Origin of the sequence: Thalassobaculum sp. (assembly GCF_040219615.1) — a bacterium.
In the GTDB taxonomy this organism is placed as follows: Bacteria; Pseudomonadota; Alphaproteobacteria; order Thalassobaculales; family Thalassobaculaceae; genus Thalassobaculum_A.
This window is the reverse complement of sequence record NZ_JAVJSE010000041.1, coordinates 208,339-231,566: the sequence shown is the minus strand read 5'-3', so window position 1 is coordinate 231,566 and position 23,228 is coordinate 208,339. Positions and strand designations below refer to the sequence as shown.

The following is a 23,228-nucleotide window of genomic DNA, read 5'->3' as shown; positions in this document are numbered from 1 at the left end:
AGGCCCGCAATCTCACGACGGGAGGGAGAGATGGCCCTAGATCCGAACATCAGGCAAATAAAGGTGCATCCGGCGATCGGCCTGGCCCGCATGACGATCAGCCCGGACCACTATGTCTTCGACCCCGCCAACCCTGTCCGCCCGACCTATAAGTCCGGCGGACGGGTCATGCGCCAGGCGGTGCAGTTCCGGCTGTTCGCCTATGGCGACAACAATGCCGGGCTGTACGAACTGACGGCGGCGAGGCTGCAGGAAATGGGGCTGCGGGCGGTCTGGTCGGCGGAGCTGGCCAACGGCAAGATCGAGATGCAGACCCGGAACCCGTCGGATCGCTTCCACGCGCGCGGCGACACCGGCGGTGGCAATCTGCGGCTGGTCGGCAATCTCGCGACCTTCGCCGAGGGCAGCCGGATTCCGATGGGCGAGCTCACCACCGGCGGGCTGTTCGTCCCGCCGGTCGCCGGAATCTTCCGCCGCACCGCGAATACGCCGGTGCCCGACGGCGGCATGTACTCGAGCGACGTGTCCGACAACGCGTCGGATGGATCGATTGGCGCCCGGATCGTCGACGCCAATGGCGACGACGCCGGTATCGCAGTGCTGCCGGCCTGGGTCTCGGTCGGCCCGCAGGACTATGCGCCATCCTGGAACGACGTCGGCAACAACAACCTCTCGAAGTATCTCCAGAGCCTGCTGCAGACCCCCGACGCCCCACTGGCTAACCCGGTCAATGCCCAGGCCCGAGCGCTCGACCGCAATACCCTGGAGCGCGGTACAGCGGTGTTCGGACCCGGCATCGAGTTCAGTGGGCCATTCAACCGAGGCCAGTTCTACCCATCGGAGGTCACCGGTGATCCCGACGAAATCCGGTTCATGCCCGGCCGCGGCGGCGCCGGCGTCATCCCGGGTGGCTTGACCGAGAGCCTGTGCAGCCCGTGGCAGTTCGACTTCCAGGCCTGCACCTGCGCCTGGTGGCCGAATCAGCGGCCGGACGTGGCATTCAAGAACGGCGGGGCCGGCGCAGAAGTCGACTGGTTGCGGAGGATCGCCGCCGAGGACGGCCGGCGGCCGCCGGGCGGCACTCTGCAGACCAACACAGACTTCATTCGGCATGTCGACGAGCTGGGCATCATCAAGCGAGCGACCAACGACCCCGACCGACGCGCCGAGACCGAGCGCAGCGACGACATTCCAGCCCGCACCAGCTGACGGATGCGGCCGGTCGACGGAGCCTGCAGATGACCCTGATATCCAATCCCGCGCCGCACGCGCCCGGGCTGGAGCGTTACCGGGCGCTCGGCCCCGGCGGCGGCCACCGCAGCGACTACTACGCCGACCAGGACTTCTACCTGTTCGGCAGCGAGCTCGGCATCGGCTTGGTTCTGGTGAACGGAACTCGCATCCATTTGGTCGCCGAGCCGCTTGCCGCCGCCCTGGAGGATGCGTCGCGACGCGGGCGACGCGACCAAGTCACCGGTATCCTGGCGGAGCTCGGCTTCCACACCGAGCCACTGATCGACGACGCGGCGCCAGAGGCTCCGCCGCCGCGCGCGTTCTCCCTGGCGGTGGCCCAGACGTGCAATCTCGGCTGCACCTATTGCTATGCTAGCGGCGGCGATTTCGGCGGTGCCGCCAAGAGCATGTCCTACGAGGTCGCCGTCCGTTCGATCGACCGGCTGCTCGAGGGGGCCGGTCCAGGGGACCGCATCAACCTGGCGTTCCTTGGCGGCGAGCCGCTGGTCAACCGGGCGGTCGTTGTTGGCGCTACCGAATACGCCGCCGAGCAGGCGGCCCGACGCGGCGTGGCAATCGGCTTCTCCATGACAACCAACGGTACGCTGCTCATCCCCGAGGATGGCGCCTTCTTCGAGCGGCACGGCTTCGCCCTGACCATCAGTCTCGACGGGGTCGGCGCCGATCACGACGCGCTGCGCTCGTTCAAGTCCGGCCGCGGCTCGTTCGAGCGGGTGGTCGAGCGGGTGCGACCGGTGCTGGCGATGCAGCGCACCATGCAGGTCTCGGCCCGGGTCACGGTCACGCCACGCAACCTGAACCTGCGGTACACCCTCGACCGGCTGATCGCGATGGGCTTTCACAGCGTCGGGTTCTCGCCAATGGTCAGCGCGCCCTCGGGTCGCGACCAAATGCAGGTGTCGGATTTCAGCGTGATGCTCGACGAGATGATCGCCTGCGGCCTGGAGTTCGAGCACCGCACGATCACCGGGCTGCGCTATCCGTTCAGCAACATGGCCGCGGCCCTGCACGAGATCCACCGGGGCACCCACCGCCCGTACGCCTGCGGCGCCGGCGGTGGCTATTTCGGGGTGTCCGCGGACGGTGATCTCTCGGCGTGCCATCGCTTCGTCGAGGGTCAGTCCGGGCAGATGGGGCACATCGATGCCGGTGTCGACACCGCGGCCCAGGCGCGCTGGCTGGACGAGCGCCACGTCCATCGGCAGGACCCATGCAACCGCTGCTGGGCGCGCTACATGTGCGGCGGCGGTTGCCACCACGAGGTTATCCACCGCGGCCGCATCGGCTGCGACTACATTCGCGGATGGTTGCACTACACGCTACAGGCCTATCTGCGGCTGATCCGGCTGCGTCCGGACTTCTTCGATCCCCGCGCCGGGCGGCCCGATGCGGCGTGAACACTGTGATGTCGTGATAATCGGCGGTGGGCCCGCAGGCAGCGCGGCTGCAATCCGGCTGCGGCAAATCGGCCTCGACGTAATCATCGTCGAGGCGGCACTTTTCCCGCGACCCAAAATCGGCGAGTCGTTAACACCGGCCGTGCTGCCGCTGCTGGAGAGCTTGGGTCTTCGCGGCGAGGTTGAAGACGCCGGTTTTCCGCGTCCCGCCGGGGCATGGATCAGGTGGCGCGACGAACCGGGTTTGGCACCGCCGGTCGGCCAACCGGGCGCGCTCGGAATGCAGGCCGACCGCGCGGTATTCGACCAGATACTGTTGCGCCGGGCAGCCCGCGACGGCGCCCGCGTGCTGATGCCGGCGCGGGCCACCCCGCGGCGGTCGGAGGAGGGCTGGAGTGTCGCCGCGCAGAGCCCGGCCGGGCCGGTGGAAATCGGCTGCCGGTACCTGCTCGATGCGGCCGGCCGGCACGGCGCCGTTCGTTCGGGTCGCCGGGACCGGGTCATGCCGGCCACGCTTGCGCTCCACGCCTATTGGGCGGATCACGGTCTGAGCGGATCCGAGACAAGGGTTGAGGCCCTGGCAGACTGCTGGTTGTGGGCAGCGCCGTTGTCCGACCGTAAGGCGAACATCGCGGTGTTCCTCGACCCCGGTGCACTGGGTGTCGCATCGGCCGACCTGCCATGCTTCTACCGGTCTCGGCTGGCCGGGTCGGCTTTGCTGAGCAGCTGCCTGCACGGCCGGATGATTACCAGAGTCGCCGGTTGCAACGCCGCCGCCGACATGCAGCGCGAGCCGATCGGCCAGGGCTTCGCCTGCGTCGGCGACGCGGCGCTGAGCGTGGATCCGCTGTCGGCGCAGGGTACGCATCTGGCTCTGGTCATGGGCGTTCAGGGGGCGGCCGTCGCGAACACCGTGCTGGCGGATCCGGCGAAGCAGGCGGTTGCAGAGCGCTTCTACCGCGACCAGGTGGCCGGCTGGTCGCGCCATTATGCCGAGGTCTCGGCGCAGTTCTACCGGGAGCGCGCCGCCCTGGACCCGTCCACCTTCTGGGCGGACCGGGCTGGTCCAGACGAATCCGACGAGCGACCGGACGAGCCCGCGGCGACGCTCGATCCTGAGACGCCGCTGCGGCTGTCGCCGGAGGCGCGGCTGGTCGGCGTCGGCATTCTGAGCGGCGACCGCATCGACGAAGTGACCGGCCTAACCCGTCCGGGACTGGACCGCCCGGTGGCCCTGCTTGCCGGGGTCCCGGTGCAGGCGGTCATCGGCCGACTGCTCGCGCCGGGCCCAGCCTATCGGATCGCGGCCGCCCTGATTCCGCTGATGGGGGAAACGGCGGCGATCGCCTCGGTCCAAAGCCTGTGGCGGCAGCGGATCCTCACGGCGGACCCGCCGCCGGAGCCGATGGCCGGTGTCGCGTGGGAGGCCCGAGCAGCCGGTTGAGCGAGCCGTGTCCAGGATCGTCTACAAGAATGGCCGTGGTTGCTGCTTGTTGGCGGACAAGGCGTGGCGCGTTCGTGCTTGCGCAGGCACTCGGCGCAAGCGAGACGCGGCAGACCAGAACCGCCGACCCCGCCGCTGGCGTCGCCCCGCCGGCCCGTCGGTCAGCATGTACTTGCGCCCCTCAGCGCGTCGAACTCGGCGGCCGATGCCACCAGCCAGACGCCGCGCTGGCCGGCGATCCAGTCCGGCACCGCGCCGGCGAAGCCGAGGATGTGGACGTGCAGGGTGCGGCAGTGCGGGGCGGCCGGATCGAACCGCGGGTTGTTGGCGTCGACCCACGACACTCGGCGGTCGTGACCTGCCCCTGAAAAATCCCTCAGGATGCTCAGAAGCCAGTCCTGCGCCAGATCCTGACATGCTTGCGGATGGTTGAATCCTTCGGCAATGGCGCCGTCGGATGCAGACGAAGCCACTCCTGCTTCGCCAGACGAAAGATGCCTTCCGAACCTCTTTCAATCTCACCCCGCGCAGCAAGCTGGTCGAGGACAGCGTGAATTGCGGGACCGACGCTCGGCCGTCCAACGTGAACCGCATGTCGTTGTGCTGCGAAAGCAGCAACAGCAAACTGCAGCAGCCCGGCGTTCAGCGACACTCGATCCTGCCCGTCGATCGAAACCACTTCGTCGAACGCCACCGCGGCAAACTCCCGCACCGGCTCGAACTCGACGTCTGCGTCGACGCTCAATACCAGACCTGCCTCGAGAGGCGAGAGCGCGAGAAGCATCTCGCGCGTACGCCGGGCAGCCCGGACGTCATCAAATCCGCACGCAAGCACGATCCGCGTGGCAGAGCCGCCGATCGTCCACATGCCGACGAGCCAAGCGGTGGTGCCTTCCAACAGACGTGCGGTTGGAGGTCGGCGGCCGAACGCGTCCGAAAACGCCTCGGAGAGGCTCTCGACCACCCGGCCAACGCTGAAAGCAAGCGCGGCCACGCTCTCCTCGCTCGCCGCCACAAACCCTGCGTCCGGGCACCGCCAGCCATGCGTCTGGCGATCCGGGTCGAACTCCACATTGACGACATGCGGCTCGCCGCAGGCGTCGCAGATCGTCGTCTCGACCACGCCGTCGGGCACGAGGAGTCCCGCGCGGACCAGCGTCGCGACCGGCGACGCGTCACCGTCGACGTTGTTGAGGGCCGCAATTCGCTGATCGCCTTGAAGGACAAGTTCGCACAGCAGGCCAACGGGGTCCGTCGATCGGACGCCTGTCATGCGCTGCCCTCGTACAGGCCCCATCGAGAGAGCAGTTGGTCCGCAATCCGGCGGTGCAGTTCAATCTGGTCCCGCAAATTCGTGCGGTCAGGCACTTTCAGTTCGACCGCCACACGCTTCTCCCGCTTCTTGGACGCCTCGGGCTCGAAGGTGATGCGGATCTTGGCGGCGAGAACCCTCCAGCCCTGCCAGGAAAGCGGTCCGCGCGGCCCAAGCACCCGCCCCGCCCGTTCGTAGAAATCACCGTTCGCCGGGTTTGTGCTACGTGCAGGCGTTTCGAATGTGACGATGGATCCGCGGTCGGGTGCGCCGAGCTTGAGGCTGACCATCTCGACCGTGCGGACACGGTCGCCAGGGCGAACCTCGAACGACTGACGCACCTTCAGCATATCCAGGGCAAGTGTCCGGCGTGGTCGGGCGGCTGTCTTCGCGCCAGGCTTGAGCATGTGCTCGACGAAGGCCGCTGCGATCTGTTGGCGCCTCGCCGTACCGCCGCCTTTCACGACCACGTCGAGCGTTCGATCCGTAGCATCGAAAAGCAGCGCGGCCTCGCGCGCGCGACGGAAGAACCTCGTCTCGAGGTCCGATCTCTCGCCATCCGGAAAGACGAGCGCGCTCTCGGGGGCGTCCTCGACATAGAAGGTGAATTGCTCTCGCTCCAGGGCTCCCGCCCCACCCGGATCGGGATCCTGGCGGCTGAATCTCTCCAAGTGGATCCGCGGCACCGGGCCGTCGGACGCAAAAATCTCCCGCAGGCGTTCCGTGAAACCGTGGACGTCCGGATCAGGCCGCATCGCTGGCTTGCCGCCAGGCTCGAAGTCCAGCCCCGTCCAGTCCCGGCCATTTAGGAGGCGGTCAGCGAACACGGCCGACAGCGCCTTCTCGAAGGCGTCACTATCGTGAATCAATACGTGAAATGCGCAGGCTGTTGCGGCTTCCATCGCATCGAATTTCGAGAGATCGCCACCGCCGGCAGCCAGAACTGCGCGCAACATGCCGCGGCCGTGGTCAGTCATCAGTTGTCCGACCCGGTCGAAGTCCTGGTAGACCCGGCCACGGGCCTTGTCGCCGATTTCGTTGATCAGCTGTGCGAGATTGTCGACGAGCGTGTTGCGCTTTGTCGTCCAGTCGATATCAGCGAAATTCTCGGGCGAGATCGTGTCGAAATAGGCCCTCAAGCTGCCGGTCGGGGTCCTACGAAGAATCGTGGAAAGGTGGACGGACATGGCGGAGCGGCTCCTTTCTCATTCCGCGAGAAGGCCCCTCCCTAGCGCAACATATTTACGCACCCACAATGTTCGACACAAGATGTGGTCTTCCACAATCATCCGCTCGTGTTCGGACTCTCTGCTCCATACACAATGTTGGCCCACGCCTCCATCAAAGCCCGACGCTTTGAGAACAAGTCTCCCCGCGCATAGGCAGCCTCGGCCTTGTCCTTCAGCCGGTGGGCCAAGGCAGCTTCGATCACCTCGCGCGGAAACGACGACGCCTCGCCGGCCCAGTCGCGGAACGTCGACCGGAACCCGTGGACGGTCTCGGCTCGGCCCATTCGCCGCAATACCGCGGACAGGGACATATCGGAGAGCGGCTTGCCCTTGCGCTCGCCCGGAAAGACGAGATCGCCGGGCTCGCCCTTGTCGCCGAGCATTGCGAGGGCCTGCGGCGTCAACGGCACCCTGTGCTCCTTCTCGGCCTTCATGCGCGCCGCCGGCACCGTCCAAATGCCCGCGTCGATGTCGATCTCGGACCAGCGCAGACCGCGAACCTCGCCGGACCGCGCGGCCGTGAGGATGGCAAACGCGAGCGCACGAGCCGCGATACCTTCCCGGCCGGCGAGCGCCGTCATGAACGCGCCGATCTCCCGCCAATCGACCGCGGCGTGATGCTCAACAGCCTTCACCTTGGACGGCCGCGGGAGAAGGTGATCCAAATGGCCGCGCCAGCGTGCCGGGTTGTCACCGTCCCGCAATCCCTTGGCCGCGGCATAGTCTAGAACCGCCTCGATCCGCTGCCGTACGCGGCTCGCGGTCTCGGGCTTTTCCGACCAGATCGGCTTCAGCACGGCGAGCACATCGTCGACACCCACCGCGCGGACATCCATGGTCCCGATCTTCGGGTGCGCGTAGGTTTCCAGCGTCGCCATCCATTGCGCTGCGTGCTTCGCATTTCGCCAGCCATCCCGCTTCGACGCGACCAGCTCGTCGGCGGCATCCCGGAACCGGGTTGCTTTCGCGCGGCGCTTCGCGGCGACCGGATCTCCGCCCTCGCGAACCAGGCGCCGGATCTCGATCGTCCTCTCCCTGGCCGCCGCCAGCGTCACCTCGGGCCACGGTCCCAGGCCGACGTCCCGCCTGCGTCCGTCGTGCTGATACCGGAGCACCCAGGACTTGGCGCCGGTTTCCTTCACGACGAGCATCAGGCCCCGGCCGTCGACGTATTTGCCGGGACCCGCCGTCTCGACCTTGCGCGCGGTAAGAGGCATCATCGGTTCCCACGATCGTTCCCACACTATGGAACGATTTGGGGCGACCGATCCCGAACGTCAATGGACAGGCGTGAATTTAATGCATTGTGATGTAAAGGAAGATCTGGACGTTGATGAACGCAGCGGGATGTAACTGGACGGACCTTTGGCGGACACCCCGTCCGCCAGTATCCTCCGGCACAATCTGCTGCTGCTTGAGCATCCGTCCATCCCTGTCTTGAGGCATGCGACGGTGCATGCCCGGTCAAGGATGAATGGTCGGTGTCTTCGAGTGCTCGAAACGGCGCTGAGTTTCCGGCGGCTTTTGGTGCTTGCTACGGATGGCGGGCTTCGGTGTTCGAAGTCTTCGTGAACCCTGGCCGATTTGTGTCGGAATCCGCATGCAGAGCAACTACCCGGCGGGCTTCCAGTTCGAAGATATCACAGGTATTTCAGGTCATAACGCTCGAGGATGTCGAACAGCTCTCGAGCGGCTGTTTCGCGGTGGCGACGAAACAAAGATGCAAGACCATCGGCGTCGCCCTCCTCAAGCAACGATACCATTTCGGCATGTTCCTCGGTCGAACGAACGGGCAGTGCTCGAAATCTAAGCGTGAACATGCGAACCCGATGCGCCTGATCGAGCAGCAATCCAATGATGTCCGCGAGCCGGCGATTCCTAAGGTATGCAAGCTGAAGCCGATGGAACTGGTTATCCGCTGCAGCCCAGGCATCAAGATTACCGGTCACGATTGCGTCACGCATCGCATCAGCCGCCGCACGCAACTGCGCGATCTGATTGCCGGAAAGTCCCTGTCGCGCCAGTGCCGACGCGCACTCCGGTTCCAGGACGAATAGCAGACCATAGATATCGCGCAGATCGTCGACGGAAATGGGCAACACGCGCATGCCATGCCGCGGCTTGACTTCGATCAGCCGCTCCTGCGCGAGCCGAACGAGTGCCTCGTGAATAGGTGTCCGGCTGATGTCAAACCGCTCGGCGAGTTCAGTCTCCGTGCACTGAAAACCGGATGGGATGCGGTTTTCCATGATCTCTGACTTGATCCGGTTGTAGGCAGACTCTGTGAGGCTTGCTCGGTCTTGCACGCTGCGATCTCTGCGAATGGCGATAGTGATCGTACTGGTCCTCAATTGGTGGGCTCTCCACCCGACAACATACCGGCGCACTCGTCGCAGTCCAACTGACCCGCGAGACTGACATGTTCGGCGGAGATCCGTGGCGCATTGACACCTCAAATTATTGCATACATTGTTGCATGCAAGATAGTAGATTGTGCATCTGAGAGCCCGACGTCGCGGTGCCGCCACACGTGCATCGACACCACCGACGCTGACCCGTCGAAGGACAAGCAGATCGCACTGCCGAACTACAAGATGCTCGTTGGGGAGAACACCGCATGGCGTCCGTGGACATCCGCGAAGTACGGAAGTCGTTTGGCCCGGTCGAAGTTCTGCACGGGGTCAGTGTGCCGATCAGCGACGGTGAGTTCGTCGTCCTGGTCGGGCCCTCTGGGTGCGGCAAGTCCACGCTTCTTCGGATGCTCGCGGGTCTGGAGAACATCACGTCGGGAGAGATCGCGATCAGCGGGCGGGTGGTGAACCACGTCCATCCGAAGGAACGCGACATCGCGATGGTCTTCCAGAACTACGCGCTCTATCCGCACATGACAGTCGCCCAGAACATGGGCTTCTCCCTGAAGCTGCGCGGCACCGACAAGGCCACGATAGGCGAACGTGTCGACCGTGCGGCCGAAATCCTCGGATTGAAACCGCTTCTCGAACGCTTCCCGCGGCAGCTGTCCGGCGGTCAACGCCAGCGCGTCGCGATGGGCCGGGCGATCGTGCGCGATCCCCAGGTCTTCCTTTTCGACGAACCGCTGTCCAACCTCGACGCCAAATTGCGCGTCGCTATGCGTACCGAGATCAAGGAACTGCACCAGCGACTGAGGACGACGACGGTATACGTCACGCACGACCAGATCGAGGCGATGACCATGGCCGACAAGATCGTCGTCATGCACGACGGCATCGTCGAGCAGATGGGCGCGCCGCTGGATCTCTATGATCATCCCCAGAATACGTTCGTTGCCGGGTTCATCGGGTCGCCGGCGATGAACTTCATACCCGGCAGGATCAAGGCGAACGGAAGTCTCTCGGTCGAGGTCGCCGGCGGCGCGCTGCTTCCGCTCGCCCAGGCGCCGGCATCGTCCGACGGCCGGCCGGTGACGTATGGCGTGCGACCGGAGCATCTCGAGCTGTCCGACGAGGGCGTCGAGGCAGAGGTGGTGGTGATCGAGCCGACCGGATCCGAAACGCAGGTGTTCGTTCGTCTCGCCGACCAGGAAGTCTGTGCCGTCTTCAGAGAACGCCACGAGCTCAGACCAGGCCAGAAGGTGCGGCTCCGGCCGCGCGCCGATGCCGCCAAAATATTCGATCCCGAGACCGGCCACAGGCTCTAGCCGTCGGCCGGGGTTCCAGAACCATAGCTGCAACAAGAACCAGCAGGCTAACCGAGGAGGAACAAACAGATGTCGGCCAAGATCAATCGTCGCTCACTGCTCAAGGGAACCACTGCCGTCGCCGCCCTGGGCGCGGCAGGCTCCTACAGCGACCTCTTGGGCTTCGCGAAGGCGTGGGCTGCGGACAGCCCCTTCAAGCCGGAGGCGGGCGCGTCGCTGTCGCTGACGCGCTGGCGCCGTTTCGTTCAGTCGGAGGACGACGCGTTCCGCGCAATCTGCAAGTCGTTCGAGGATGCGACCGGGTGCGCGGTCAGCGTCGTCGAGGAAGGCATGGACGACGTGCAGCCTAAGGCGTCGGTTGCGGCGAACACCGGCCAGGGCTCGGACATGTTCTGGGGCACCTACTCGATGCCGCAGCTGTTTCCGCAGAAGGCGCTGGAGATCACCGACGTCGCCGAATATCTCGGCAAGAAGTACGGCGGCTGGGTCGATGCGGCTCAGGTCTACGGCAAGAACGGCAACCGCTGGATCTGTCTGCCGGTGACGATTTCCGGGAACTACATCAACTACCGTATCTCTTCGATCAAGGCCGCCGGGTTCGACTCGGTGCCCGGTGATACGGCCGGCTTCCTTGAGTTGATGAAGGCGCTCAAGGCAAAAGGGACTCCCGGTGGATTTGCGCTCGGTCGCGCCACCGGAGACGGCAATGCCTGGGTGCACTGGCTCCTGTGGGCCCACGGCGGGCGGCTGGTCGACGAGAACGACAAGGTCGCGCTCGACAGTCCGGAGACGCGCGCGGCTCTCGAATACTGCAAGGCGCTGTACGAGACCTTCGCGCCCGGCACCGTGTCCTGGAACGACAGCTTCAACAACAAGGCGTTCCTGGCCGGCGAGGTGCACCTGACCAACAACGGCATCTCGATCTATGTGGCGGGCCAGAACGGCGACGACAAGCAGAAGGCGATCGCCGCGGACATGGATCATGCCTACTACCCGATCGGTCCGGTCGGGCGGCCGACCGAGTTCCAGGTGTGCTTCCCGATCATGGCCATGAACTACACGAAGTTCCCGAACGCCGTGAAGGCGTTCTTCGCCTACTGGATGGAGGCCGACCAGTACAACAAGTGGCTGACTGGTTCCCAGGGGTACATGACCCACACGCTGAAGGCCTACGATGCCAACACGGTCTGGGACGCGGACCCGAAGCGCAAAGTGTTCCGGGATTCCGCGACGCGGACGCTGACCGCGGGCTATCCGGGTTCGATCGGTGAACGCGCCGCGTCGGCCATCGCCGACTTCGTCGTTCTGGACATGTTCGCGAACTACGTCACGGGCCGCGCATCGGCGGACGATGCGATCAAGTCTGCCGCACGCTCGGCGAGCCGCATCTACCGATGAGCGACCGCTTGGCATGAACCACCAGCAGAGGGGCGCGGAGGGCTCTTGCGAGCCCGCTTGCGGAGCTTCCGTGCCCCTCTCAGGCGTTCCCGCCGATCGACTGACTTCCGCGAAGGAGCCCCGATGGCCGAACTCTCCGCTGGCCGGCCCGCTGCCTCGGCACCGAAGGACGATCGAAGGCTCTGGGAGCGCCTGAGGACGAACCGCAACTGGCTCGGCTTCTGGTTCATGGCGCCGGCCATGGCCTTCCTGCTGCTGTTTCTCGCCTATCCGCTGGTGCTCGGAATCTGGCTCAGCTTCACCGACACCCGGATCGGGCGGCCCGGCGAGTTCGTCGGGCTCGAGAACTATGAATGGATCAGTGAGGACACCGTATTCTGGGGGTCGGTGTTCTTCACCATCTTCTACACCGTCGTCGCAAGCATCGCGAAGTTCGCGATCGGGCTCTACCTCGCATTGCTGCTGAACCAGCACATGCCCTTCAAGGCGATGGTCCGCGCGGTCGTGCTGATCCCTTTCATCGTTCCGACGGTTCTGTCGGCCATCGCCTTCTGGTGGATCTACGATCCGCAGTTCTCGATCGTCTCATGGTCGGCGCGCCAGCTCGGCCTGATCGACACCAACATCGACTTTCTGGGCGATCCGTGGAACGCGCGCTGGTCGGTCGTGTTCGCGAACGTCTGGCGCGGGGTTCCCTTCATCGCGATCACGCTGCTCGCCGGACTCCAGACGGTGCCCCCGTCGCTCTACGAGGCGTCCACGCTCGACGGCGCGACGCGCTGGCAGATGTTCCGCTACATCACCTACCCGCTCCTGACCCCGATCATCGCCGTCGTGATGACGTTCTCGGTCCTGTTCACGTTCACCGATTTCCAGCTGATCTGGGTGCTCACGCGCGGCGGACCGGTCAACGCCACCCACCTGATGGCGACGCTCAGCTACCAGTGGGGGATCCTGGGCGGCAAGCTCGGCGAGGGAGCCGCGGTCGCGGTCGCGATGATCCCGTTCCTCCTCGCCTGCATCATGATCAGCTGGTTTGGACTGCAGCGCCGCAAGTGGCAGCACGGAGGCCGGGATGGGTGAGGGAACGCAGCCGGCCCAGGGGCGGACGCCGGGACGGGTCAGCTCTCAGGATACCGTCGCCCGCGGCGACGACACGGAGGGCATGTCCTACCTGGACACCGGCTTCGGCCGCGTCGTCAAGCTGTACGCTCCGCTCGGGTTGATCGTCTTCGTGCTTCTGTTCCCGTTCTACTGGATGGCGCTGACCTCGGTGAAGCCCGACGCCGAACTGCTCGATCTCGAAGGCGTCAACCCGTTCTGGACCTGGTCGCCGACGCTCAAGCACTACTATGTGCTGCTGGTCGAGACGGAGTACCCGACCTGGCTCTGGAACACGATGTTCGTCGCGATCTCGGCGACGATCCTCTCCCTGGTCGCCAGCGTCCTTGCCGCGTATGCCATCGTGCGGATCCGCTACAAGGGCGCCGACACGGTCGGGGGGTTGATCTTCCTCGCATACTTGGTCCCGCCGTCGATCCTGTTCATCCCGCTGTCGACCGTGGTGTTTCAGTACGGGCTGTTCGACACGCCATTCGCGCTGATCCTGACCTATCCGACGATCCTGATCCCGTTCTCGACGTGGCTGCTGATGGGCTATTTCCGCACCATCCCGTTCGAACTCGAGGAATGTGCGCTGATCGATGGCGCGACGCGCTGGCAGATCCTCACACAGATCATCCTGCCACTCGCCGTTCCGGGCCTGATCTCCGCGTTCATCTTCTGCTTCACGTTGTGTTGGAACGAATATATCTACGCGCTGACTTTCATTTCTTCCGCTGAGAACAAGACTGTCCCGGTGGCGATCGTGACGTCGTTCACCGATGGCGACGCGTATCGCTGGGGATCGATCATGGCGGGCGCGTTGTTCGGCTCGCTGCCACTCGTGATCCTCTATGCGTTCTTCGTCGAGCACTACGTCTCGGCGATGACGGGGGCGGTGAAGGAGTAGGCCGGGCTGTTGCGCATGACCTGGCTTGAAGGTGCCCTGCTCGCGGCCGGACCGGGCGAAGAGCACGGTGTCCGCCGGGCCAGCGGAGCTTTCACTCGCAGAGGATTCCACCATGGGCAATCCGGAAGTCGCTGTCTTTCCAGGGGACGGTATCGGGCATGAGGTGATGGCCTCGGCCCTGACGACGCTCGACGCCCTGGAACGGCGCTTCAATTTCCGGCTGTCGAGGACCGTCTACGAGGGGGGAGCCGCGTACTACCGCAAGTCGGGCAAGGACCTGCCCGACGGGGCGTTCGAGGCGGCGCGGGCGGCCGATGCGATCCTGTTCGGGGCGATGGGCTTGCCGGACGTGCGCTTGCCGGACGGCACCGAGGTCGCGCCACACCTGCGGATGCGCGAGTCATTCGGTCTCTTCGCCGGCGTTCGGCCCGTGAAGAAGTATCCGAACACACCGCGGGTGCTGGCCGATGCGCGTGGCGACCAGGTTGATCTGATCGTGCTTCGGGAGTCGACGGAAGGCCTGTTCGCCTCGCGGGGGCGCGGCACCGTCGAAGACGATGCGGTCGCACGCGATACGATGGTGATCACGCGCGCGACGTCGGAGAAGCTCTTCGACGTCGCGTTCTCGCTTGCGCGGCGGCGGCGCACTCAAGGTGTCGGCAAGAACCGGGTAACGTGCGTCGACAAATCGAACGTGTTCGTGTCCATGGCCTTCTTCAGGAAGATCTTCTCCGAAAAGGCCCGCGAGCACGCGGACGTCAAACACGACTACGCCTATGTGGATGCCGCGGCTCTCGATCTGGTCCGCAAGCCGTGGGAGTTCGATGTGCTGGTCATGGAGAACATGCTCGCGGACATCCTCTCGGATCTGGGGGGCGGGCTCGTCGGGGGCATGGGAATGGCTCCCTGCGCGGAGATCGGTCTCGAGCATGCGCTGTTCCAGCCGGCCCATGGTTCCGCGCCCGATATCGCCGGTCAGGGCAAGGCCAACCCGACGGCAATGCTGGTGTCGACGGCAATGATGCTCGATTGGCTGGGCGAGCGCCGCGGCGATGATGTCCTCGTGCGGGCAGCGAGGGCTCTTGATGAGGCAGTGACCCAGGCCTACGCCGATGCAGCGGTGCTGCCCTACGAACTCGGCGGTTCGACCGGCACCGAGGCGTTCACGGCGGCTGTCGTCGAACGGATCGCACGGTGCCCATGCTCTTGTTGATCTCACGGTGCACCAGCACCTGCGCAGTTCCGGCGGGACAGCGCACCCGCAAACATCGTTTCCGGTCTTACGGTCGGTCGTGAGGGACTTCATGCGAACGATCATCGTGGAGGAAACTTTGTGAGATCGTTTGCAGGAACCGACAACCGGAGACGCAAGGATTGCAGGCTTTCTGCGCATCCGGCTCAGTTCGATTAGTCTCACCCCGTCCGCCACCGCCAGCTCCCCGAAGCGCCCCCGGCCGCTCCCTCCCGTCGCCACTCGTGGACCAGTGGACGGCCGCGCGCATTCGGCTACGCTGTCGCCGAGCCTGCGTATCGAGGTTCCCGCGTTTCACGTCTTCCCCGGCCCTGCCGAACCCGACCCGCCCTCGGCGCGCGGCGGGCCGGCGCGGCTCTCCGACTTTCATCATCTCCAGAACCGAAGGGGTCCCTCCATGTCCGAGTCCGACATCACCAAGGCCGCGGTCGACAAAGGCATCGCCAGCTTCATGGCGACGTCGGGACGGGTCCCGCCGTCCTACGAGGTCCTGATCGAGCACGCCCCGCAGGCCTTTGCGGGCTACGGCCTGATCCGGGACTTCGTCATGCGGACGCCCGAGAACGGCGGCGCGCTCGACCTCAAGACCAAGGAACTCATCTTCGCTCTGCTCGACACCCTCACCGGGGAGAAGAACGGCGCCATCGCCCACGCGAAGCAGGCCATGAAGCACGGGCTGACCCTGCCGGAGCTGACCGAGGGGCTGGTGCAGGTCCTGATCGTCGGCGGCATCCCGACCTGGAACACCGTCGGCGTCGACGTCATCGCCGCGTGCAAGGAGGAACAGTAACGGGTTTTGCCGCCGCCGGCGTCCTGGCCTATGGTGGCGTGGGGAGCTGGCGGATCAACTTCCGCCGGTCAGGGGCGCTGCCTGAGGGCGACGGCGCCGACAGCGACTTGCATCGCGCCGGGGGGAGCCGTGCCGTCCGAAATCCGCGAGCCCGCCTACCCGGTTCCGGGGGATCTCGACGACGAGCGGTTCCGCTGGCTGTTCGACTACTGGCGGGCCCGGCACCGCGACGGGAAGCTGCCCGGCCGCGAGCACATCGACCCGCTGGACTTCCCGCAGCTGCTGGGCCGCCTCTACCTTGTCGAGGTGGTGCGCGAGGGAGGCCGGCTGCGGTTCTGGTTCCGGCTGTGGGGCAGCCGGATCCGCGGCATCTTCGGGCACGACCACACCGGCCACTGGCTCGAGGAGATCGCCGCGCCCGGCACCCTGGCCGACATCGAGGCGGCGCTCAGCGCCTGCACGCTGGAGGCCCGGCCGTTCTTCTGGCGCCGGCCGATGATGGTCGAGAGCGCCGAATACGCCGCCACCCGCCGGCTGGTGCTGCCGCTGGCCGCCGACGGCAAAACCGTCGACATGCTGCTCGGCCTGATCATCGAGGACTGGCGCGAGCTCCCGAGCCAGATGTAAGCGGCGACCAAGCCGGACCGCCGGCTTCCCTGAAGCAGGGATTCGAGCCCGGCACGCGGCCGGCAAGCCCGCGTTGCTCACGAGATCGTTGCACCGCCGACCGCCGCGATTGCCCTAGAGTAGCGCCGGGAAACGACGGAAACGGCAAGGGAGCGACGAGCCATGCAACGCAAGCGAGCCAGCGATTTCGACCCGCGCCTGCTGGAACTGTACGACGGCTACGTGCACGGCACCATGAACCGGCGGCAGTTCGTCGACCGGGCGGCCCAGTTCACCGTCGGCACCGCCGCCGCGGCGGCGGCCCTGGAGGCGTTGCAGCCGAACTACGCGCTGGCCGCCCAGGTGGCGCCCGACGACCCGGCGATCGTCACCGAGACGGTCGAGTACGCGTCGCCCAAGGGACACGGCACGGTGCGCGGCCTGATGGCGCGGCCGTCCGGCGCGACCGGCAGGCTTCCCGCCGTGCTGGTGGTGCACGAGAACCGCGGGCTGAACCCGTATATCGAGGACGTGGTCCGGCGCACCGCCAAGGCCGGCTACCTGGCGCTCGGGCCCGACGGCCTGACCTCGCTCGGCGGCTATCCCGGGACCGACGACGAGGGCCGCGAGATGCAGCGCAAGCTCGACCCGGTGAAGCTGATGGAGGACTTCTTCGCCGGCTTCGAGCACCTGGCCGGCCACAAGGACTCGACCGGCAAGGTCGGCTGCGTCGGCTTCTGCTACGGCGGCGGGGTGTGCAACGCCCTGGCGGTCGCCTACCCGAACCTGGGCGCGTCGGTGCCGTTCTACGGCCGCCAGGCCAGGGCCGAGGACGTACCGGCGATCCGGGCCCCGCTGCTGCTGCACTACGCCGAACTGGACGAGCGCATCAACGCCGGCTGGCCGGCCTACGAGGCGGCGCTGAAGGAGCACGGCAAGACCTACACCGCCCACATGTATCCGGGCGTCAACCACGGCTTCCACAACGACACCACGCCGCGCTACGACGAGGCGGCGGCCAGGCTGGCCTGGGAGCGGACCCTGGCGTTCTTCGGGCAGCACCTGTCATAGGGCGACCGCCCGCCCCAGGCGCGACCGCGCTTCCCCGGTTCCCGCCCGGGCGGTAGAGTTCGACCATCGACGAGGGGGATTCGATGGTCCGGATACTATGCCTGCTTGTGGCGGCCGCGATGCTGGCCGGGTGCACCAACACCAGGGTCGAGGCGGTCCGGGCGGCCGACATCCCGAGCGACTTCCGGGCGGGCCGCGTGCTGGTGTTCGCCGGGTCGTTCCCGGACGACGCCCGCGCGCCGTTCGAGACCGCCTTCGCCGAGCGCCTGAGGGCGGCCGGGGTCGACGCGGTCGGCGCGCTCGAGGCCGCCGTGCAGATCGCCAAGGCGGCGGCGTCCGACGAGATCCAGCGGGTCGCCGGCAACGGCGGGTATTCGAGCGTCCTGCACATGAACGGCTACTCGGCGCGCACCGAGACTCGCACCGTCTATGTCAGCCAGACGCTCTACGGCTTCACCAGCTTCCGGCCCGAGCAGCGGGTGTTCGGGCCGTTCTACAGCTATCGGGTCGCCCTGATCGACGTGCCGAGATGGCGGACGGTCTGGACCGCCTCGGCCAATGGCACCAAGGCCGGGCTGGCCTCGATGGAGAAGTTCGGCCGCGAGGCCGCCGACACCGCGGTCGAGCAGATGATCGACGACCGGGTGATCGCCCCGAAGGGCTGAACGCGGCGGCCGGTCCACTGAATGTTCCCGACGGGAGTCGTGCCCATGCGCCTGCTGATGATCCTGGCCGCGACGGTGCTGCTGAGTGGTTGCCTGGAAACCACGGGGGCGGCGTCGAACGCCGGGCCCGGCCTCACGCCCGAGTACCGGCTCGGCCGGGTCCTGGTGTTCGGCGGCCGCTACGAGACCTCCGACCGCCAGGAGGCCGCATTCGCGGTCGTCGACCGTCTCCGCGGACATCATGTCGACGCGGTCGACAGCGGCGATCTGGAACGTCCGGCCGGGGAGCGCCTGTCGCGGAGCGGTCGCCTTCAACTGGCACGGCAGAACGGCTTCGACAGTGTGCTGGTCATCACCAACGGGTCCGAGCGCACCCAGAAGGCGACCGGGCCGATCGCCGGCTTCGTCTTCTTCTTGCCGTCGAGCCGTCCGACCCAGGTGGCGACCCTGTACGATTCCAATACCGAGACGGTCGTATGGACCGGTCAGTTCCGAACCCGGAACGACCCGTCCTGGCCCGTTGCCAAGGTCAAATACGACACGGCCGAGGCAATCGTTCAGGACATGCGCGAACGCGGCCTTCTCGGTCCCCGCCCCTGACGCGGGCGGTCACCGTCACCCCGCCAGCCGAGCGGCCTCCTCGCAGACCGGCGCCGCCGCCCACGCTCCCTCGCCCAGTTCCCGGTCGACCGCCGCCACCACGGCCGGCGGGTCCGCCTCTTCCGGCACCCGGAACAGGCCGAGGCGGTGCAGCCATTGCCCCGCGGACTCGCGGCCGCTGAGCCAGGACACCGGGACCGCCAGGGTCAGGCCAACCACGATCGGCGCCAGCCAGGCCAGGGCCTCGAGCGAAACGAAGGCGACCGCCAGGGCGGCGGCGATGCCGACCAGGGTGTGGACGGCGTGTACCCGCAGCACCTGGCCGAACGGCTCGCCGTCGCCGTCGCGGCGCTGCGGGCCCCAGCCGGAGTTGCGGCCGGCCAGGATCTCGGCCACGAACCGGCTGTGCAGCAGCATCATGACCGGCGCCACCAGGGTGGTGACGACGATCTCCAGCAGCGTGCCGACCGTCAGGCAGAGCACCCCGCCGTGGCCGCGCCGCAGGTCGCGGTCGGCCAGGATCAGCGCCATCCCGAAGGCGCGCGGCAGCAGCAGCAGGATCAGCGGCAGGCCGATCAGGATCCGCAGGTCGGCGCTGCGCGGGATCACGAACGGGATCGGCCGCAGCACGTCGAAGGCGTGCAGCACGTCGGCCGCCCACAGGATCTGCACGGTGCCCAGCACCAGGAACAGCAGCCAGATCGGCGACGCCAGATAGGCCATCACCCCCATCAGGAAGTGGTAGCGGCTCATCCCGGCCAGCCCCTGGGCGGCGACCAGCTGCAGGTGCTGCAGGTTGCCCTGGGCCCAGCGCCGGTCGCGCACCGCGCTGGCGATCAGGCTGGGCGGCGGCTCCTCGAAGCTGCCCGCCCGATCCGACATGATCTTCACCTTCCAGCCGTCGGCGACCAGCAGCGCCGCCTCGACGAAGTCGTGGCTGAGGATCTCGCCGCCGATCGGCGGGCTGCCCGGCAGCACCGGCAGGCCGCAGCTGGCGGCGAAGGCCCGCACCCGGATCATCGCGTTGTGGCCCCAGTAGGTGCAGGTGTCGCCCATCAGCACGGCCAGACCCTCGGCGATCGGCTGGCCCTGGACCGAGGTGGCGAACTGCTGCAGCCGACCGAACAGCGACCGGGCGCGCACGCTGCGCGGCCAGGTCTGCAGCAGCCCGAGCCGCGGGTCGGCGTCCATCCGGTCGGCCATGCGCAGCACCGTGGCGCCGTCCATCAGGCTGTCGGCATCGAGCACCAGCATGTAGTCGTAGTGTCCGCCCCAGCGTTCGCAGAAGTCCTGGATGTTGCCGGCCTTGCGGCCGGTGTTGCGCGCGCGCCGGCGGTAGAAGATGCGGGACTCGCCGCCGACCGCGCGGATCAGGTCGCTGCAGGCCAGTTCCTCGCGCCGCCCGAGCACGGGGTCGCGGGTGTCGCTCAGCACGAACAGGTGGAAGCCGGCCAGCCGGGCCTCGGCGTCCAGGGAACGGACCATGGCGCGCAGCCCGGCGAATACCCGGTCGGTGTCCTCGTTGTAGATCGGCATCAGCACGACCAGCCGGCGCCCGACCGTCTCGGCATCGCCGGGGGGCGGCCCGCCGCGCTCCGCGATCCGCCGCCGGAGCAGCGAGGCCGCGCCCAGGGCCGCGATCCAGAAATTCGCCGCCAGCCAGGCGATCAGGACCGGGAACACTACCAGCAGCGCGATCTCGGCCGCGTTCAGCCGGCTCGACGGGAACAGCTCGCGGAACTCCAGCAGCGCCGCCCCGGTGGTCGCCGTCACCAGGAGGGTAAGCGCTACGCGGACGAAGACCGTGCCGGGCGAGACGACGCGGCGCGACGGTGGCGGTTCCGATCTAGGCATTCGTGTCCCTCATGCTCGAACCGCCGCCGATTGCGCGCCACGGAATAACGGCGCTGGCCGGCCGGTCGTTCAGGTCGAGCCGGCGGGCGACAACTGCGCCGGCCGGCCGGCGCCTCGCCCGTCCGCTGCCCCAACGAAATCCCCGGTCATGCCCGCTTTCCCCGTTGGCTCCACCGTCGCGGCGATCCTGATCGCCACCCAGGTCGCCGCCTGCACCAGCACCCGCCGCAGCACCCCCGAACGGACCGCCACCGAGCAGATCCTGCTGTCGACCGCCGTCGACCGTGCGGTCCAGCGGCTGCAGGTGGGATTGCCGGCCGGGACCGCCGTCTACATCGACGCCGGCCGTTTCGAAGCCTATGACGAGGACTATGCGATCGCCGCGGTCCGCGACCGCTTCCTGGCGGCGGGCTGTCGCATCGCGGGCAACCGCGGCGAGGCCGAGGCCGTCGTCGAGATCCGTTCGGGCGCCCTGTCCACCGACGAGAGCGACGCGCTGGTCGGGATCCCGTCCTTCTCGATCCCGATCCCGCTGGCCGGCGACTTCGACACGCCGGAACTGGCGCTCCTGAAACAGAACCGCCGGCGCGGCATCGCCAAGATCGCCTTCACCGCCTACTGGACCGCCAGCGGCGCGCTCGCCGACCGGACCGACCCGATCATCGGGATCGCCGGTTACGACGACTGGAAGTTCCTCGGTCTCGGCTGGCATGACGGCGATGTGATTCCTTCCGATCTCCCCCCGGAGGCCGGGCGACGCCGGGACGAACGTCCGGAAAAAGGCGGGCTTCCGGAAAAAAGCGGGTCCGCCGAAGCGGACCCTTGAGGCACAGGGCGGACGTTCACTCCGGAGTTGGATTCGGGTCCCCGGGATGCGGGACGCAATATGCGGTCCCGGAACCAATGACCGCGCCCGGCCCGGGTTATTCCGTCGAACGTCACAGGTCATCGGCATGCCACTGGTAGGTCCAGGTCTCGCTGAGCGCGCCGCCGCGGTGCTCCAGGAACAGCCGCAGGTCGACCGCCGCTGCGTCGCCGGTCTGCAGATCGAACTCGACGCGCCAGACGCCGCCGGCCGCCAGCCTGTGGGCCGATGCGCGCCCGACCTTGCCGCCGTTCGTCGTGACCACCGGGCGGACCGGCGCGGCGGCGTCGAGCATCATCAGGTCGCCGCCCGCGAAATCGACCACGAAGCGCCGGTCGCGGGGGTTCCGCTCGGCGCCCGGCGATCCCGCGATCCCGATCCGGGTGGCGATCGCGCGCGCCGGTCCGGGCAGTTCCGCCGGCACGACCGTGCCCCAGTGCATGCGGTAGCCGAACTCCAGCGGCCGGTCCGGCTGCGGCGGCCGCTCCGGACGCCAGTAGGCGACGACGTTGTCGGAAGTCTCGTCGCGAGCCGGCAGCTCGACCAGTTCGACCCGCCCCTTCCCCCACTCGCCGCGCGGCTCGATCCACAGGTTGGGCCGGCGGTCGTAGAAGGCGCGGTCGTCCTGGTAGTGGTCGAAGTCGCGGTCGCGCTGCAGCAGGCCGAAGCCGCGCGGATTCTCGTCGGTGAACGAATTGACCCGGCCACCGGCGGGATTGCGGAGCGGGCGCCATAGCCATTCGCCGGCCCCGGTCAGCATGCACAGGCCGTCGGAGTCGTGAACCTCCGGGCGGTAGTCGTCGCGCGCCCGGTAGTCGTTCTCGCCGTGCAGATACATGGAGGTGACCGGCGCGATCCCGGCCCCGTCCAGGCGGGTCCGCGGGAACACCGCGGCCTCGACGTCGATCGTGGTGGTCCGGCCGGGCCGGATGACGAAGCGATAGGCGCCGGCGGTGCTGGCGCTGTCCAGCAGGGCCAGCACGGTCAGCGCCGTGTCGCCGGCCGCCGGACGGCGCAGCCAGAACGCCCGGAACATCGGGAACTCCTCGCTGCCGAACCGGGTGGTGTCGACCGCCAGGCCGCGCGACGAGAGCCCGTACTGCAGTTCGCCGCCGACTGCCCGAAAGTAGCTGGCGCCAAGAAACGACGCGACGTCACGGTCCCAGTTCAGGCGGTCGTAAAGTCGGAAGCCGGCATAGCCCAGCGCCTGCTCCTCGTCGTCGGTCGGATGGATCTCGCCATAGCGAAAGCGGCCGGGATCGAAGCCGATCGCCCGGGTCTCGTCATCGGCCAGTTCGAAGATCCGCACCGGGTAGCGGAACATCCCGCCGGCATGGAACAGGCCGACCTCGAACGGCAGGTCGCCCCCCGACCACAGGCGGGCGCTGCGGTCCGACTGGATGGCGAAGTAGCCCTTGCTGTCGAGCCCGGCGAACCGCTCGGGAACCGTCGGCGGGCTGCGGAATTCGGAGCGCGCCAGCCCCTCGGCGAGCGCCCGGACGTCGGCGTAGCCGCGCACCCGGGCGTAGGCCGCGGCCGGCGACCCGGTCTCGGCGGTCACGGCGCCACGCGGCAAGGCCGTGGCCGCGACCCCGAACAACGCCCCCAGCAGGGCGTCTCGCCTGGTGATCGCCATTCTCTGCCGTGCTCCCCGGTCCGTTCCTGCCGCCGCTTGCGCTGCGGTGCGTCAACGAACCCGGCCGTTGCCGGTTCCGCAGCTGCCGGCTCAGGAGCCGATGGCCGCAAGTTCCGCAGCGCCGGCGGGAACCCGGGCCGGCTCCGTTGGTTTGCGCTGCAAAGC

Annotated in this window: 21 protein-coding genes; 14 read left to right on the top strand and 7 right to left on the bottom strand. The window is 67.3% G+C overall.

Annotated features, from left to right (window positions below):
- Positions 1-30: 30 nt before the first annotated feature.
- From RIC31_RS24015 to qhpG, 3 genes are read left to right on the top strand one after another with little or no spacing between them, the layout of a single operon-like run.
- A complete protein-coding gene (locus tag RIC31_RS24015) occupies positions 31-1,209 on the top strand; it encodes a LodA/GoxA family CTQ-dependent oxidase (RefSeq protein WP_350114138.1) in 1,179 nt (392 codons plus the stop codon).
- Between the two features lie 29 nt (positions 1,210-1,238).
- Positions 1,239-2,651: a radical SAM/SPASM domain-containing protein gene (locus RIC31_RS24010; RefSeq protein WP_350114134.1), complete on the top strand. Its 1,413-nt coding sequence runs from the start codon at positions 1,239-1,241 to the stop codon at positions 2,649-2,651.
- The gene (qhpG, locus tag RIC31_RS24005; RefSeq protein ID WP_350114131.1) at positions 2,641-4,095 is read left to right on the top strand and encodes a flavin-dependent monooxygenase QhpG; all 1,455 of its coding nucleotides are present in this window, start codon (positions 2,641-2,643) and stop codon (positions 4,093-4,095) included. Before RIC31_RS24010 ends, qhpG begins: the two co-directional genes overlap by 11 nt.
- A 161-nt stretch (positions 4,096-4,256) precedes the next feature.
- Here qhpG and RIC31_RS24000 read toward each other — a convergent pair whose 3' ends face one another.
- The 5 genes from RIC31_RS24000 to RIC31_RS23980 all read right to left on the bottom strand — a co-directional run bounded on the left by RIC31_RS24000 (position 4,257) and on the right by RIC31_RS23980 (position 8,942).
- Complete coding sequence (locus RIC31_RS24000) at positions 4,257-4,439, bottom strand: hypothetical protein (RefSeq protein ID WP_350114128.1); 183 nt, start codon at positions 4,437-4,439, stop codon at positions 4,257-4,259.
- Positions 4,440-4,480: 41 nt separating this feature from the next.
- Positions 4,481-5,368 (bottom strand): hypothetical protein, encoded by an 888-nt coding sequence (locus RIC31_RS23995; RefSeq protein WP_350114125.1) that lies wholly within the window; start codon positions 5,366-5,368, stop codon positions 4,481-4,483.
- Positions 5,365-6,594 carry a hypothetical protein gene (locus RIC31_RS23990; RefSeq protein ID WP_350114122.1) on the bottom strand — a complete coding sequence of 410 codons (1,230 nt, stop codon included), beginning with the start codon at positions 6,592-6,594 and terminating at the stop codon, positions 5,365-5,367. Before RIC31_RS23990 ends, RIC31_RS23995 begins: the two co-directional genes overlap by 4 nt.
- Positions 6,595-6,692: 98 nt before the next feature.
- Positions 6,693-7,853, bottom strand: coding sequence for a tyrosine-type recombinase/integrase (locus tag RIC31_RS23985; protein ID WP_350114119.1), 1,161 nt, complete (start codon positions 7,851-7,853; stop codon positions 6,693-6,695).
- A gap of 423 nt (positions 7,854-8,276) precedes the next feature.
- Positions 8,277-8,942, bottom strand: coding sequence for a GntR family transcriptional regulator (locus RIC31_RS23980; RefSeq protein WP_350114116.1), 666 nt, complete (start codon positions 8,940-8,942; stop codon positions 8,277-8,279).
- 311 nt (positions 8,943-9,253) lie between these two features.
- Between RIC31_RS23980 and RIC31_RS23975 the strand changes: the two genes are divergently transcribed.
- The 10 genes from RIC31_RS23975 (at position 9,254) to RIC31_RS23930 (ending at position 18,708) form a co-directional block, all read left to right on the top strand.
- Positions 9,254-10,315 carry an ABC transporter ATP-binding protein gene (locus RIC31_RS23975; RefSeq protein ID WP_350114113.1) on the top strand — a complete coding sequence of 354 codons (1,062 nt, stop codon included), beginning with the start codon at positions 9,254-9,256 and terminating at the stop codon, positions 10,313-10,315.
- 69 nt (positions 10,316-10,384) lie between these two features.
- Positions 10,385-11,713: an ABC transporter substrate-binding protein gene (locus RIC31_RS23970; protein WP_350114110.1), complete on the top strand. Its 1,329-nt coding sequence runs from the start codon at positions 10,385-10,387 to the stop codon at positions 11,711-11,713.
- Between the two features lie 123 nt (positions 11,714-11,836).
- Entirely contained in the window at positions 11,837-12,796 is a 960-nt protein-coding gene (locus tag RIC31_RS23965) for a carbohydrate ABC transporter permease (protein WP_350114107.1), read from the top strand.
- Positions 12,789-13,724, top strand: a complete 936-nt coding sequence (locus RIC31_RS23960; RefSeq protein WP_350114104.1) for a carbohydrate ABC transporter permease — start codon at positions 12,789-12,791, stop codon at positions 13,722-13,724. Before RIC31_RS23965 ends, RIC31_RS23960 begins: the two co-directional genes overlap by 8 nt.
- A 112-nt stretch (positions 13,725-13,836) precedes the next feature.
- Complete coding sequence (locus RIC31_RS23955) at positions 13,837-14,937, top strand: isocitrate/isopropylmalate dehydrogenase family protein (RefSeq protein WP_350114101.1); 1,101 nt, start codon at positions 13,837-13,839, stop codon at positions 14,935-14,937.
- A gap of 436 nt (positions 14,938-15,373) precedes the next feature.
- Positions 15,374-15,766 carry a carboxymuconolactone decarboxylase family protein gene (locus RIC31_RS23950; RefSeq protein ID WP_350114098.1) on the top strand — a complete coding sequence of 131 codons (393 nt, stop codon included), beginning with the start codon at positions 15,374-15,376 and terminating at the stop codon, positions 15,764-15,766.
- A 129-nt stretch (positions 15,767-15,895) separates the two neighbouring features.
- Positions 15,896-16,393, top strand: coding sequence for a PAS domain-containing protein (locus RIC31_RS23945; protein WP_350114095.1), 498 nt, complete (start codon positions 15,896-15,898; stop codon positions 16,391-16,393).
- A 162-nt stretch (positions 16,394-16,555) separates the two neighbouring features.
- Positions 16,556-17,443: a YghX family hydrolase gene (yghX, locus tag RIC31_RS23940; protein ID WP_350114092.1), complete on the top strand. Its 888-nt coding sequence runs from the start codon at positions 16,556-16,558 to the stop codon at positions 17,441-17,443.
- A gap of 83 nt (positions 17,444-17,526) precedes the next feature.
- On the top strand, positions 17,527-18,108 hold the full coding sequence (locus RIC31_RS23935) for a hypothetical protein (protein ID WP_350114089.1): 582 nt from the start codon (positions 17,527-17,529) through the stop codon (positions 18,106-18,108).
- Positions 18,109-18,153: 45 nt separating this feature from the next.
- Complete coding sequence (locus tag RIC31_RS23930) at positions 18,154-18,708, top strand: hypothetical protein (RefSeq protein ID WP_350114086.1); 555 nt, start codon at positions 18,154-18,156, stop codon at positions 18,706-18,708.
- 15 nt (positions 18,709-18,723) lie between these two features.
- Here the strand turns inward: RIC31_RS23930 and mdoH are convergent, their stop codons facing one another.
- A complete protein-coding gene (mdoH, locus tag RIC31_RS23925) occupies positions 18,724-20,562 on the bottom strand; it encodes a glucans biosynthesis glucosyltransferase MdoH (protein ID WP_350114084.1) in 1,839 nt (612 codons plus the stop codon).
- Between mdoH and RIC31_RS23920 the strand changes: the two genes are divergently transcribed.
- Positions 20,513-21,388: a DUF6655 family protein gene (locus tag RIC31_RS23920; protein ID WP_350114081.1), complete on the top strand. Its 876-nt coding sequence runs from the start codon at positions 20,513-20,515 to the stop codon at positions 21,386-21,388. The two genes, mdoH and RIC31_RS23920, sit on opposite strands and share 50 nt — an antisense overlap.
- Before the next feature lie 112 nt (positions 21,389-21,500).
- Here the strand turns inward: RIC31_RS23920 and RIC31_RS23915 are convergent, their stop codons facing one another.
- Entirely contained in the window at positions 21,501-23,063 is a 1,563-nt protein-coding gene (locus tag RIC31_RS23915) for an OpgD/OpgG family glucan biosynthesis protein (RefSeq protein ID WP_350114078.1), read from the bottom strand.
- Positions 23,064-23,228: the final 165 nt, after the last annotated feature.